This is a genomic window from Streptomyces sp. NPDC047042 (assembly GCF_040644035.1).
GTDB lineage: Bacteria > Actinomycetota > Actinomycetes > Streptomycetales > Streptomycetaceae > Streptomyces.
Genome location: NZ_JBEYVP010000021.1, coordinates 178,552 through 191,821, shown reverse-complemented (window position 1 = coordinate 191,821; position 13,270 = coordinate 178,552). Strand labels below are relative to the sequence as shown.

Annotated in this window: 13 protein-coding genes; 5 read left to right on the top strand and 8 right to left on the bottom strand. The window is 71.0% G+C overall.

Annotated elements, in window-relative coordinates:
* Positions 1–100 precede the first annotated feature (100 nt).
* On the bottom strand, positions 101–925 hold the full coding sequence (locus ABZ855_RS25390; RefSeq protein ID WP_360810443.1) for a purine-nucleoside phosphorylase: 825 nt from the start codon (positions 923–925) through the stop codon (positions 101–103).
* A 116-nt stretch (positions 926–1,041) separates the two neighbouring features.
* Positions 1,042–1,479, bottom strand: a complete 438-nt coding sequence (locus ABZ855_RS25385; protein WP_360810441.1) for a gamma-glutamylcyclotransferase — start codon at positions 1,477–1,479, stop codon at positions 1,042–1,044.
* Between the two features lie 162 nt (positions 1,480–1,641).
* Between ABZ855_RS25385 and ABZ855_RS25380 the strand changes: the two genes are divergently transcribed.
* The gene (locus ABZ855_RS25380) at positions 1,642–3,090 is read left to right on the top strand and encodes an NAD(P)H-quinone dehydrogenase (RefSeq protein WP_360810439.1); all 1,449 of its coding nucleotides are present in this window, start codon (positions 1,642–1,644) and stop codon (positions 3,088–3,090) included.
* Positions 3,091–3,270: 180 nt separating this feature from the next.
* A complete protein-coding gene (locus ABZ855_RS25375; protein ID WP_360810437.1) occupies positions 3,271–4,275 on the top strand; it encodes a DeoR/GlpR family DNA-binding transcription regulator in 1,005 nt (334 codons plus the stop codon).
* A 24-nt stretch (positions 4,276–4,299) separates the two neighbouring features.
* Here ABZ855_RS25375 and ABZ855_RS25370 read toward each other — a convergent pair whose 3' ends face one another.
* Positions 4,300–4,875, bottom strand: coding sequence for a helix-turn-helix domain-containing protein (locus tag ABZ855_RS25370; protein WP_360810435.1), 576 nt, complete (start codon positions 4,873–4,875; stop codon positions 4,300–4,302).
* A gap of 539 nt (positions 4,876–5,414) precedes the next feature.
* On the bottom strand, positions 5,415–7,187 hold the full coding sequence (locus ABZ855_RS25365; protein WP_360810433.1) for a biotin carboxylase N-terminal domain-containing protein: 1,773 nt from the start codon (positions 7,185–7,187) through the stop codon (positions 5,415–5,417).
* A 386-nt stretch (positions 7,188–7,573) separates the two neighbouring features.
* On the opposite strand from ABZ855_RS25365, the gene ABZ855_RS25360 reads away from it, so the two are divergent.
* A complete protein-coding gene (locus ABZ855_RS25360; RefSeq protein ID WP_360810431.1) occupies positions 7,574–8,083 on the top strand; it encodes a hypothetical protein in 510 nt (169 codons plus the stop codon).
* A gap of 47 nt (positions 8,084–8,130) precedes the next feature.
* On the opposite strand, the gene ABZ855_RS25355 is transcribed toward ABZ855_RS25360, so the two are convergent.
* From ABZ855_RS25355 to ABZ855_RS25340, 4 genes are all read right to left on the bottom strand, one after another.
* Positions 8,131–8,745: a nucleoside triphosphate pyrophosphatase gene (locus tag ABZ855_RS25355; RefSeq protein WP_360810429.1), complete on the bottom strand. Its 615-nt coding sequence runs from the start codon at positions 8,743–8,745 to the stop codon at positions 8,131–8,133.
* Between the two features lie 41 nt (positions 8,746–8,786).
* On the bottom strand, positions 8,787–8,915 hold the full coding sequence (locus ABZ855_RS25350) for a hypothetical protein (RefSeq protein ID WP_319211166.1): 129 nt from the start codon (positions 8,913–8,915) through the stop codon (positions 8,787–8,789).
* 105 nt (positions 8,916–9,020) lie between these two features.
* On the bottom strand, positions 9,021–9,230 hold the full coding sequence (locus tag ABZ855_RS25345; RefSeq protein WP_360810427.1) for an acyl-CoA carboxylase epsilon subunit: 210 nt from the start codon (positions 9,228–9,230) through the stop codon (positions 9,021–9,023).
* Positions 9,231–9,242: 12 nt separating this feature from the next.
* Positions 9,243–10,847 (bottom strand): acyl-CoA carboxylase subunit beta, encoded by a 1,605-nt coding sequence (locus ABZ855_RS25340; RefSeq protein ID WP_360810425.1) that lies wholly within the window; start codon positions 10,845–10,847, stop codon positions 9,243–9,245.
* A gap of 120 nt (positions 10,848–10,967) precedes the next feature.
* On the opposite strand from ABZ855_RS25340, the gene ABZ855_RS25335 reads away from it, so the two are divergent.
* Both ABZ855_RS25335 and ABZ855_RS25330 read left to right on the top strand, forming a co-directional pair.
* Positions 10,968–11,858 carry a biotin--[acetyl-CoA-carboxylase] ligase gene (locus tag ABZ855_RS25335; RefSeq protein ID WP_360810423.1) on the top strand — a complete coding sequence of 297 codons (891 nt, stop codon included), beginning with the start codon at positions 10,968–10,970 and terminating at the stop codon, positions 11,856–11,858.
* A 212-nt stretch (positions 11,859–12,070) separates the two neighbouring features.
* Positions 12,071–13,180, top strand: coding sequence for an adenylate/guanylate cyclase domain-containing protein (locus ABZ855_RS25330; protein ID WP_319211386.1), 1,110 nt, complete (start codon positions 12,071–12,073; stop codon positions 13,178–13,180).
* The last annotated feature ends 90 nt before the right edge of the window (positions 13,181–13,270 follow it).

The following is a 13,270-nucleotide window of genomic DNA, read 5'->3' as shown; positions in this document are numbered from 1 at the left end:
TCGTCCTCAAACGCCGGACGGGCTGAATACGCAGCGGGGGTTCGGGGGCAGCGCCCCCGAGACGGATGGGACGGGTAGGGGCGGCGGGGGCGAGCAAGTTCTACAGGCGGTCCAGGACCTGGGCCAGGAGGGAGCCCATGTGGGTGGCGCTGTCGCGGCCCGCCTGGAGGACCTCCTCGTGGTTCAGGGGCTCCCCGGTCATCCCCGCCGCCAGGTTCGTCACCAGGGAGATGCCCAGGATCTCCGCGCCGGCCTCCCGTGCCGCGATCGCCTCCAGGACCGTCGACATCCCGACCAGGTCCGCGCCGATCGTCCTGGCCATGCGGATCTCGGCCGGAGTCTCGTAGTGGGGGCCCGTGAACTGGGCGTACACGCCCTCCTCGAGGGTGGGGTCGATCTCCTTGCACAGGGCGCGCAGCCGAGGGGAGTACAGGTCCGTCAGGTCGACGAAGTTCGCGCCGACGATCGGGGACGTCGCCGTGAGGTTGATGTGGTCGCTGATCAGGACCGGCTGGCCGGGGCGCATGTCGGCGCGCAGGCCGCCGCAGCCGTTGGTCAGCACGACGGTCTTGCAGCCGGCGGCCACGGCGGTACGGACCCCGTGCGCGACGGACGCGACCCCCCGGCCCTCGTAGTAGTGCGTGCGGCCCAGGAAGACCAGCGCGCGCTTTTCCCCGATCCGGTACGAGCGGATCTTGCCGCCGTGTCCCTCGACCGCCGGCGGCGGGAAGCCCGGCAGCTCGGTGACCTGGAGCTCGGCCTCGGGTGCGCCCAGGGCGTCCACGGCCGGTGCCCAGCCGGAGCCCATCACGAGCGCGACGTCGTGGGTCTCGGCGCCCGTGAGCTCTCGCAGGCGCGCGGCGGCGGTGTCGGCGGCGGAGTAGGGGTCGCCCTGGATGTCGTCCGGAAGAAGAGATGCGTTCACGCGCCTGAGCGTATCGGCTCGGAGCCTACGCGCGTAGATGAGAGAGGCGACGGGATGACGATCGTTGTCTTGTCGTTTCCAACCAAGGACGCTCGGCGTGACGCCCAGCCCGACGCTCAGCAGGGGCGCTTTCTCAGTTCCATCACGTAGTCGTGCGGAGCCCCGGCCGATTCCGCCGCGTCGGCGATCTCGCCCAGGTTCCGGGCCGACGGAAGGCCGCCCTCGTACCCGTTGAGGACGTACACCCAGGCCGGTTCCTCGCCCTCGAGCGTGTGGACGCGCAGCCGCATCCGGCGGTAGATGTCGAGGCCCACGCCCTCCCAGCGGTCCAGCGAGTCCTCGTCCAGCGGGGCGATGTCGTACAGCGCGACGAAGACCTGGGAGCGCGGCGCCTCGACGATCGTCGGGAGTGCGCCCTCCCAGCCCATGTGCTCGCCGCCGAAGGTCAGCCGCCAGCCGGTCAGCCACCCGGTGGCGCGCAGCGGCGAGTGAGGTGCGCGACGCGTCATGAGCCGCGCGTCGAGGTTGCCGGCGTAGGCGGCGTAGAGCGACATGGATCGAGAGTACGGCAGCGAGCACGGCCGTCACTCCGACAGCACACGCCTCTCCCGCACCCGCACAGGCGTGCGGAACACAGCCCCCTTCAAGGCCCCTGGATGCCGCCCCGGGCCCGTACGGCGGCCCCGGGGCGTCGGCAGCGCGGGGCGTGCGGGACAATGGGGTATGTGACTCGGATCGTGATCATCGGTGGCGGACCCGGCGGCTACGAAGCGGCGCTGGTGGCAGCGCAGCTCGGCGCGGAGGTGACCGTCGTCGACTGCGACGGTCTGGGCGGGGCGTCGGTGCTCACCGACTGCGTGCCGTCGAAGACCCTGATCGCCACGGCCGAGGTGATGACCACCTTCGACTCGTCGTACGAGGAACTGGGGATCATCGTCGCCGACGACACCCCACCGGAGAAGCAGGCCGCCCGCGTCGTCGGGGTCGACCTCGGCAAGGTCAACCGACGGGTGAAGCGGCTCGCCCTCGCCCAGTCGCACGACATCACCGCCTCCGTCACCCGGGCCGGCGCACGCGTCCTGCGCGGACGCGGACGGCTCGACGGGCTGCAGGGCGTCGACGGCTCCCGCAAGGTCGTCGTACGGGCCGTGGACGGCAGCGAGGAGACCCTCGTCGCCGACGCCGTGCTGATCGCCACCGGCGGACACCCGCGCGAGCTGCCGGACGCGCAGCCCGACGGCGAGCGCATCCTCAACTGGACCCAGGTCTACGACCTCACCGAGCTGCCCGAGGAGCTCATCGTCGTCGGGTCCGGTGTCACCGGCGCCGAGTTCGCCGGTGCCTACCAGGCCCTCGGCTCCAAGGTGACCCTCGTGTCGTCGCGCGACCGCGTGCTGCCGGGCGAGGACCCGGACGCCGCCGCCGTCCTCGAGGAGGTCTTCCGGCGCCGTGGCATGAACGTCATGGCCCGCTCCCGCGCCGAGTCCGCCAAGCGGGTCGGCGACCGCGTCGAGGTCACCCTCTCCGACGGGCGTGTCATCACCGGCTCGCACTGTCTGATGGCCGTCGGCGCGATTCCCAACAGCGCCGGGATGGGCCTTGAGGAGGCCGGGGTCAGGCTCCGCGACTCCGGGCACATCTGGACCGACAAGGTCTCGCGGACGTCCGCCCCGGGCGTGTACGCCGCCGGTGACGTGACCGGCGTCTTCGCGCTCGCGTCCGTCGCCGCCATGCAGGGCCGTATCGCCATGTACCACTTCCTCGGCGACGCGGTGGCCCCGCTGAACCTGAAGACCGTCTCCTCCAACGTCTTCACCGACCCCGAGATCGCCACCGTCGGCTATACGCAGGCCGACGTCGACGGCGGCAAGATCGACGCCGTGGTCGTCAAACTGCCGTTGCTGCGCAATCCGCGCGCGAAGATGCAGGGCATCCGGGACGGCTTCGTGAAGCTGTTCTGCCGCCCCGGCACCGGGATTGTGGTGGGCGGCTGCGTCGTGTCGCCGCGCGCCTCCGAACTCATCCATCCCATCTCGATCGCCGTCGACAACAATCTGACGGTCGAGCAGATCGCGAACGCGTTCACCGTTTACCCCTCCCTTTCGGGATCGATCGCGGAGGTCGCCCGGCAGCTTCACACCCGCAAGGCGTCGGGCGAGGGCTGACCGGCGGGCGGACAACTTCCCGCTGGTCATGGGGGATTGAGGTCCAATTACCGTCCATTGGCATGGCGTAAGCGGTCGGGATAGGCGCGTATACCACTTCCCGTACCTCCATGCGAACAACTTCTGTTATTCGGCGGATACTGCTGAAAGCGGACGGTCGTTGGGGTTACTGTCAGTTTCGTGTTCGCTGCAGAACGTCGCCAATTGATCCTCGAAATGGTGCGTGCCAATGGAGCCGTGTCGCTCCGTGAGCTCGCCCGCGTCGTCCAGACCTCCGAAGTGACCGTACGGCGGGACGTGCGCGCTCTGGAGGCAGAAGGACTCCTCGACCGCCGGCATGGCGGTGCGGTATTGCCGGGCGGGTTCACGCGGGAGTCCGGCTTTCCGCAGAAATCTCATCTCGCGACCGCCGAGAAGACGGCCATCGCCGACCTCGCCGCGAGCTTCGTCGAAGAGGGCGAGGCCATCGTGGTCGGGGCGGGGACCACCACGCAGGAGCTGGCACGCCGGCTCGCGCGGGTTCCCGGGCTGACCGTCGTCACCAACTCCCTGTTGGTGGCCCAGGCGCTGGCCCACGCGAACAGAGTGGAGGTCGTGATGACCGGCGGCACTCTGCGCGGTTCCAACTACGCCCTGGTCGGCAGTGGCGCCGAGCAGTCCCTGCACGGGCTGCGGGTGTCCAAGGCCTTCCTGTCCGGAAGCGGGCTCACCGCCGAACGCGGGCTGTCCACCTCCAACATGCTGTCGGCGTCCGTCGACCGCGCGCTGGTGCAGGCCGCCGCCGAGGTCGTCGTGCTCGCCGACCACACCAAACTCGGTTCGGACACCATGTTCCAGACCGTGCCCACGGATGTGATCACCCGCCTCGTCACCGACGAACCGCCCGTCCACGACGACCGCGCCGGTACGGAGCTCCAGGCCCTGGCCGACCAGGGAGTGCAGATCGCCGTGGCCGGATCGACCGGCTCGGGCAACGGCTCCCCGGGAAACGGTGTGCAGGGCGCTGACCAGGTCCCGGCGCGCGGGCAGCGCCGTGAAATGCCGCTTCCCAACCCGCGCCGGGGGCAGCTGCCCGGCGGCGCGGCGGGCCATCCGCTGCGGGGCACGATGCTGGGCGAGCAGCCCGGCGGACCGGGTGAACGCGAGCGGGAGCGGGCGCGGGTGGCGGATCTCCGCCGTCGCTGACCCTGCCGTACGACCGAGTAACGGTTACTGGGGTACGGCCTTCAGGCCCCGCAGGGTCAGGGTCAGGAGGCGGTCGGCCAGGTCCGGGTCGTCCGGGGTCTCCTCGGCCGCCAGCGCGATGGCGTTGGTGAGCTGGAGCAGGTCGCCGATGGAGACGTCGGTGCGCAGGGTGCCGGCCTGCTGGGCGCGGGCGAGCAGGGCCGCGCCCGCCTCCCGCATCGGGTTGCTGCACCTGGCCAGGGCCGAGTCGGCGTCGTGCGACACCGCCATCAGGGACCGTGCGAGGCCTCGGTACTCACCGGCGTGCGTGATGATCTCGCGGAGCCAGGTGACCAGTGCGGTGCAGGGCTCCGGGGCGGTCAGCAGTTCGCGGGAGCGGGTCAGGAGGTCGCTGACCGCGTCCTCGAAGACCGCGCTCAGCAGGGCGGGGCGGCTGGGGAAGTGGCGGTAGAGGGTGCCGATGCCGACGCCGGCGCGTCGGGCCACGTCCTCGAGGGAGGCGTTTGTGCCGTGTTCGGCGAAGGCGGAGCGGGCTTCGGTGAGGAGGCGTTCGTAGTTGCGGCGGGCGTCCGCGCGGAGGCCTGCCGGCGGCTGGGCCATGGGTTCACCTGCCCTTCGTGTACTTGTTCCGGGGGTTCAGCATGCCATCGGGGTGGCGCCGTGGGGGCGGGGGGTGGTTTGCCGGGGTGCGGGTCCGGTGGGGGCTGGTTGCGCAGTTCCCCGCGCCCCTGACGGCCGGTGGGGGCTTGTCGCGCAGTTCCCCGCGCCCCTGACGGCCGGTGGGGGCTTGTCGCGCAGTTCCCCGCGCCCCTGACGGGCGGGTGGGGGGTGGTTGCGCAGTTCCCCCGCTCCTGACGGCCGGTGGGGGCTTGTCGCGCAGTTCCCCGCGCCCCTGACGGCCGGTGGGGGCTTGTCGCGCAGTTCCCCGCGCCCCTGACGGGCGGGCGCTGCGCGCCCTGTCCTGTCAGAGGCGTGGAGTTCCCTGCGCCCCTGACGGGCGGGCGCTCCGCGCCCTGTCCTGTCAGAGGCGTGGACCCCGCGTTCCTGAGGGACTGCGCTGCGCGCCCTGTTCGTCAGGAATGGGGGCGCCCGGCGGCCTGATTGCTCAGGGCGCCGGGCGGTTTTGTTTGTTGTGGGGGTCAGTCCTTGATTTCGCAGATGGGGGCGCCTGAGGTGAGGGAGGCGCCTACCTCGGCTGACAGGCCCTTGATGGTGCCCGCCTTGTGGGCGTTGAGGGGCTGTTCCATCTTCATCGCTTCGAGTACGACGATCAGGTCGCCCTCCTTGACCTCCTGGCCCTCCTCCACGGCCACCTTGACGATGGTGCCCTGCATCGGGGAGGCGAGGGTGTCGCCGGAGGCCGCCGGGCCCGACTTCTTGGCCGCGCGGCGCTTGGGCTTGGCCCCGGCGGCGAGGCCGGTGCGGGCCAGTGACATGCCCAGCGAGACGGGCAGGGAGACCTCGAGGCGCTTGCCGCCGACCTCGACGACCACGGTCTCGCGGCCGGCCTCCTCGTCCACCTCGATGTCGGCGGGCGCGGCGAAGGCCGGGATGTCGTTGACGAACTCGGTCTCGATCCAGCGGGTGTGGACCGTGAACGGGTCCTGGCTGCCGGTGAGTTCGGGGGCGAACGCCGGGTCGGCGACCACCTTGCGGTGGAAGGGGATCGCGGTGGCCATGCCCTCGACCTGGAACTCGGCCAGGGCGCGGGCGGCCCGCTGGAGGGCCTGCTCGCGGGTGGCGCCGGTGACGATCAGCTTGGCGAGCAGGGAGTCCCACGCCGGGCCGATGACCGAGCCGGACTCGACGCCCGCGTCCAGCCGGACACCCGGGCCCGAGGGCGGGGCGAAGGTGGTGACGGTGCCGGGGGCGGGCAGGAAGCCCCGGCCCGGGTCCTCGCCGTTGATGCGGAACTCGAAGGAATGGCCGCGCAGTTCGGGGTCGCCGTAGCCGAGTTCCTCGCCGTCGGCGATACGGAACATCTCGCGGACGAGGTCGAGGCCCGCGACCTCCTCGGTGACCGGGTGCTCCACCTGGAGACGGGTGTTGACCTCCAGGAAGGAGATCGTGCCGTCCATGCCGACGAGGAACTCGACGGTCCCGGCGCCGACGTAGCCGGCCTCCTTGAGGATCGCCTTGGAGGAGGAGTACAGCTCCGCCATCTGGGCCTCGGACAGGAACGGCGCGGGAGCCTCCTCCACCAGCTTCTGGTGGCGGCGCTGCAGCGAGCAGTCACGCGTCGACACGACGACCACGTTGCCGTGGGAGTCGGCCAGGCACTGCGTCTCGACGTGCCGGGGCTTGTCGAGGTAGCGCTCGACGAAGCACTCGCCGCGCCCGAAGGCGGCCACGGCCTCGCGCACGGCGGAGTCGTACAGCTCCGGCACCTCTTCGAGGGTGCGGGCGACCTTGAGACCGCGTCCGCCACCGCCGAAGGCGGCCTTGATCGCGATGGGCAGGCCGTGCTCCCGGGCGAACGCGACGACCTCGTCCGCGCCCGACACCGGGTCGGGCGTGCCGGCCACCAGCGGGGCGCCGGCGCGCTGGGCGATGTGCCGGGCGGCGACCTTGTCGCCGAGGTCGCGGATGGCCTGCGGGGGCGGGCCGATCCAGGTCAGGTCGGCGTCGATGACGGCCTGGGCGAAGTCGGCGTTCTCGGAGAGAAAGCCGTATCCCGGGTGGATCGCGTCCGCTCCGGAGTCCTTGGCGGCTTGCAGCACCTTGGCGATGTCGAGATAACTCGTCGCCGGGGTGTCACCGCCCAGGGCGAACGCCTCATCCGCGGCGCGGACATGCAGAGCGTCCCGATCCGGGTCGGCGTAGACGGCCACGCTCGCGATCCCGGCGTCCCGGCAGGCCCGGGCAACGCGGACAGCGATTTCGCCACGGTTGGCGATGAGCACCTTGCGCACGATTGAGGCTCCCTCCTTGAAACAAGCCGAGTTTAGGGACAGCCGACACGGCGCATCGACTCGTCCTCACTGGTGAGCTTGCCCACACGGAGCGTGATGCGAGGCTTGCTCGACCCACGAAATCCCTTGTCGCACCTATGTACGCAGGACTCTATCGGGAAACCCTAGTCCCCTGATGTGGTCAAGGTCTCTGTGAGAGCGTGCTGCGGCCCACTCGGTTTCTTTGTGGGGACCCTACGAACGGCCCAGTGATTCTTTGCCTCTCGATGAACCTTCGCCGAACCCTTGTCCGCGCGTATACCCGTGAGTAGCGTTCAGGATGTATCGAACGTACTAGTGCCAACAGCAGACTTGCTCGTGCGGCAGTCGAAAGTGGGTGGGGGCCGGTGGTCCGCAGACCGGTTGCTTGGATCGTCGCGGTCGTCCTCTTCGTGGAGGCGTTCGGCATCGCCGCGCTGAACTGGTTCCTCGGGATCGTCGTCGACAACCAGAAGATGTCCCTCGCCGGTCTCGACCCCGACGTGATGTCCCTGTCCTCGAAGATCGGCGGCGTGGTCTTCGGCGCCTACTTCGCGCTGTGCGGCGTGGTGGCCCTGCTCGTCGCCCTGCGCGACCGCTCCCCGGCCGGCCTCGGCCGCATCCTGCTGATCAGCGTCGCCGTGGTGCACGCGCTGCTGGGCGCGTTCGCGTGGGGTCTGGTGGGCGTGCCCGCGTTCCTGACGATGGTCGTGGTGCTGGCGCTGGTGGTGCTCCTGCTGATGACGTACGACAGGCACAACGGCACGGCGGCGGCCAAGACCCCCGAGGACGGCACGAGCGACCCGGATGGCGGCTCCCCGGCCACCGACACCGAGGGCTCGCCCCTCACGCCCCCGCCGGCCCCCAGCACCCCCTGACGCACCCCCTGACGGCCTCTGCTTCCCCCGGTTCGGTTCTCCCGGTCTTACCGGGGCGTCCACAACTCCGTGATGCCGACGCCCAGTTCGGCGAGCAGTGCGCGTACGAGCGGCAGGCTGATGCCGATGACGTTGCCGTGGCCGCCGTCGATGCCGTCGATGAAGGGCGCCGAGCGGCCGTCGAGGGTGAACGCCCCGGCGACGTGGAGGGGCTCGCCGGAGGCGACGTACGCGGCGATCTCCTCGTCCGTCGGCTCGCCGAAGCGGACCACGGTGGACGCGGTGGCCGAGGCCTGGCGTCCCGTCGCCGTGTCGTGGACGCAGTGCCCGGTCTGAAGGATGCCCTCGCGGCCGCGCATCGCCTTCCAGCGGGCGGTGGCCTCCTCGGCGTCGGCGGGCTTGCCGTACGCCTCGCCGTCCAGCTCGAGGACGGAGTCGCAGCCGATCACCAGCGCGCCCCGCACACCCGGCTGCGCGGCCACCACGGCGGCCTTGGCCTCGGCGAGGGCGAGGGCCAGTTCGGAGGGGGTCGGCGCGGTCACGGCGTCCTCGTCGAACCCGCTGACGATCACCTCGGGGTCGAGCCCGGCCTGCCGCAGCAGATTGAGCCGGGCGGGGGACTGGGAGGCGAGAACGAGACGGCGGCGCGGCTGATCGGTCATGCGGATCAGGGTATCGGCGGCCCGCCGGGCCAGGACAGGTGCTAGCGCACGCCGAGGACGATCATCGCGAACACCATGGCCAGCGCCATGAGAAAGCCGAGCCGCCGAAGCATTCGCTGCGCGTCGCGCAGTTCCTTCGGCGGCTCGTTCTCGGGGTCGGACCACAGCATGCCACTAGCGTGGGGCTTGGCGGTCGGTCGGCGCCTGAGTAGGGGTACTCAAATCGGCGCCCTTAGTTTTCCTTCTGTGCGCGGTTCCTCGCGCCCCTTAGGGGTTTAGCCGGGCCAGTACGTGCGGGTCCATGCCGTCGGGCCCGGTTGGGCCAGCCGGTGGGCCGCGATCCTTGCCGGGTCCGCCCACGCGTCTGTCGGGGCAGCCGCGCCGCTCTGCGTCGTGGGCGTCGCCGCGGCGCGGGCTCGGACCACCGCCAGGGCGGCGGCGAGCTCCTCGGGGGTCGGGTTGCCCCGTACGACCTTTATCGTCATGACGACGGCTCCTTACAGCGGGATGTTGCCGTGCTTCTTCGGGGGCAGGGACTCGCGCTTGCTACGGAGCTGACGCAGCCCCCGTACGACGTGGCGGCGGGTGTCGGACGGCAGGATCACCGCGTCGACGTACCCGCGCTCGGCCGCGATGTAGGGGTTGAGGAGGGTGTCCTCGTACTCCCGGATCAGCCGGGCGCGGACCACCTCCAGGTCCTCCCCGTTGGCCTCCGCCTCGGCGATCGTGCGGCGGTGCAGGATGTTGACCGCGCCCTGGGCGCCCATCACGGCGATCTGGGCGGTCGGCCAGGCCAGGTTGAGGTCGGCGCCCAGGTGCTTGGAGCCCATGACGTCGTAGGCGCCGCCGAAGGCCTTGCGGGTGATGACCGTGATGAGCGGGACGGTCGCCTCCGCGTAGGCGTAGATCAGCTTGGCGCCCCGGCGGATGATGCCGTCGTGTTCCTGGTCGACGCCGGGGAGGAAGCCGGGGACGTCCACGAAGGTGAGGACGGGCACGTTGAAGGCGTCGCACGTACGGACGAAACGCGCCGCCTTCTCCGACGCGGCGATGTCGAGGCAGCCCGCGAACTGCATCGGCTGGTTGGCGACGATCCCGACCGGACGCCCCTCCACCCGGCCGAACCCGGTGAGGATGTTGGGCGCGAAGAGGGCCTGCGTCTCGAAGAACTCGGCGTCGTCCAGGACGTGTTCGATCACCGTGTGCATGTCGTACGGCTGGTTCGCGCTGTCCGGGATCAGCACGTCGAGCTCGCGGTCCTCGTCCGTGACGGCGAGGTCCGCCTCCTCCGGGAACACCGGGGGCTCGCTGAGGTTGTTGGACGGCAGGTACGACAGCAGCTGCTTGACGTACTCGATGGCGTCCTTCTCGTCGCCGGCCATGTGATGGGCCACGCCCGACGCGGAGTTGTGGGTCCTGGCCCCGCCCAGCTCCTCGAAGCCGACGTCCTCGCCGGTGACCGTCTTGATGACGTCCGGGCCGGTGATGAACATGTGCGAGGTCTGGTCGACCATGACTGTGAAGTCGGTGATGGCGGGGGAGTAGACGGCTCCGCCGGCGCACGGGCCGACGACCAGGCTGATCTGGGGGATGACCCCGGACGCGTGGGTGTTGCGGCGGAAGATCTCGCCGTACGCGCCCAGGGACGCCACGCCCTCCTGGATACGGGCGCCGCCCGAGTCGTTGATGCCGATGACCGGGCAGCCGGTCTTCAGCGCGAAGTCCATGACCTTGACGATCTTCTGGCCGTAGACCTCGCCCAGCGCACCGCCGAACACGGTGAAGTCCTGGGAGAACACGGCGACCGGGCGGCCGTCGACGGTGCCGTAACCGGTCACCACGCCGTCCCCGTACGGGCGGTTCTTCTCCAGGCCGAAGTTGGTCGAGCGGTGCGTGGCGAACTCGTCCAGCTCCACGAACGAGTCCTCGTCCAGGAGTAGTTCGACGCGCTCACGGGCCGTCAACTTGCCCTTGGCGTGCTGCTTCTCGACAGCCCGCTGCGATCCGGCGTGTGTCGCCGCGTCGACGCGGCGCTGCAGGTCCGCGAGCTTGCCAGCGGTCGTGTGGATGTCGATCTGCTGCGGCTGTACCGGCTCGGCCATCGGGATGCGGCTCCCTGCAAAGTGTGACGTGCTCAGAAGGGGGACTGGCTACTCATCCGTAGCGTAGTGGGGTGCCTACCCATCGGCAGTGCGGCGTTTACCACATCTAGTGTGGCTTGCATGACGCCGAGAGATGACGCAGACAACACCGAGCCGGAACCCGCCACGGGAGGGGACGGGCGCTGGTCCGACCTCGACCGGCCGCCCCTCAACGCCGGTGCGCTGCGCCGGGCGCTCGTCCGGGACAGCGGGCTCTGGTCGGGGGTGGAGGTCGTGCGCAGTACGGGGTCCACGAACGCCGACCTCGTCGCCCTCGCGGGCGAGGGCAAGGCGGAGGAGGGCCTGATCCTGCTCGCCGAGGAGCAGACCGCCGGGCGGGGCCGGCTGGACCGGCAGTGGACGGCGCCGGTGCGTTCCGGGCTGTTCTTCTCCGTGCTCCTGAAGCCGGCCGGCGTACCGGTGACCCGCTGGGGATGGCTGCCGTTGCTCGCCGGGGTCGGCGTGGCGACGGGCCTGGCGCGCGCGGCGGGCATCGACACGTCCCTCAAATGGCCCAACGACGTGCTGGTGACCGTGGGCGACGAGGAGCGGAAGGCGGGCGGCATCCTCGCCGAGCGGGCCGGGGAGGACGGCGTGGTGATCGGCATCGGCATCAACGTCACCCTGCGCGAGGACGAGCTGCCGGTGCCGACCGCCGGATCGCTGGCACTGGCGGGGGCCACGCGGACGGACCGGGATTCGCTGCTGCGGGCGGTGCTGCGGTCGCTCGAGCGGTGGTACCTGCGGTGGCAGGCGGTGGAGGGGGATCCGGTGTCGTCGGGGCTGCAGGAGACGTATGCGGCGGGGTGCGCGACGTTGGGGCGGATGGTGCGGGCGGAGTTGCCGGGGGACCGGAGTGTGGTGGGGGAGGCGGTGGCCGTCGACGGGGACGGAAGGTTGGTGCTGGCCACGGGGGAGGGCGTGCAGGAGCCGGTGGGCGCCGGGGACGTGGTGCATTTGCGGCCGGCGTGAGGGCCTTTTCCTCGCCCCCGCCGCCCCTACCCGTCCCATCCGTCCTCGGGGGCGCTGCCCCCGAACCCCCGCTCCTCAATCGCCGGAGGGGCTGAGACACCCAGCGGGTGCGTCGTCCCTGCTGGACCTGACGGAGTGAGGCCGTATCGTTGAGGGCGGTCGATATCTGACCGTGACAGATCGGAAGGGCAGCAGGCGTGACCGTCGACGACATGGACTCCGACGCGGCGGGCAGCCGGGTGGACTCGCAGGACGTCGACCCCGCTGACAACCCGCTCGCCCTGCGTCTCGAATCGCTCATCCTCGGTGCCGAGCGCCGCTACACCCCCTTTCAGGCGGCCCGCAGTGCCGGGGTCTCCATGGAACTGGCGTCCCGTTTCTGGCGGGCGATGGGCTTCGCCGACATCGGGCAGGCCAAGGCGCTGACGGAGGCGGACGTCCTCGCGCTGCGCAGGCTCGCCGGTCTTGTCGAGGCGGGGCTGCTGAGCGAGGCGATGGCGGTGCAGGTGGCGCGCTCCACGGGGCAGACCACCGCCCGTCTGGCCGAGTGGCAGATCGATTCCTTCCTGGAGGGGCTGACCGAGCCGCCCGAGCCCGGAATGACGCGCACCGAGGTGACGTACCCGCTGATCGAACTGCTCCTGCCCGAGCTGGAGGAGTTCATCGTGTACGTCTGGCGGCGCCAGCTCGCCGCCGCGACCGGGCGGGTCGTACAGGCCGCCGACGACGAGGAGATGGTCGACCGGCGGCTCGCCGTCTGCTTCGCCGACCTCGTCGGGTTCACCCGGCTGACGCGTCGCATGGAGGAGGAGGAACTCGGCGAACTCGTCGAGGCCTTCGAGACCACGGCCGCCGACCTGGTGGCGGCGAACGGCGGGCGGCTCGTGAAGACGCTCGGCGACGAGGTGCTGTACGCGGCGGACGACGCGGGTGTGGCCGCGGAGATCGCGCTGCGGCTGATCGAGACGATGGCGCACGACGAGACGATGCCGGAGCTGCGGGTCGGGATGGCCTTCGGCACGGTGACCACCCGTATGGGTGATGTGTTCGGGTCGACGGTGAATCTGGCCTCGCGGTTGACGTCGATAGCGCCACGGGATGCCGTGCTCGTCGACGGGGCGTTCGCGCAGGAGCTGATCCGCACGGGGGACGCCCCCGCCTCCGAGGCGGAGGCGGCGGAGGCCGCGGCCGCCGCCGAGAAGGAGGGCGAGGAGGCCCCGGTGTACCGGTTCGCGCTGCAGCCGATGTGGCAGCGCCCGGTGCGCGGGCTGGGCGTGGTGGAACCTTGGCTGCTGACGCGGCGGACGGGGTTCGGCGCGTAGGCCGGTGGTTCCGCCGCAGTCCGGGCTGAGGCCCGGTGGTTACTGCGGGGAGGCGGGCGGGTGGGCGAGGTGGAGCCGCCGGTCGTCGCT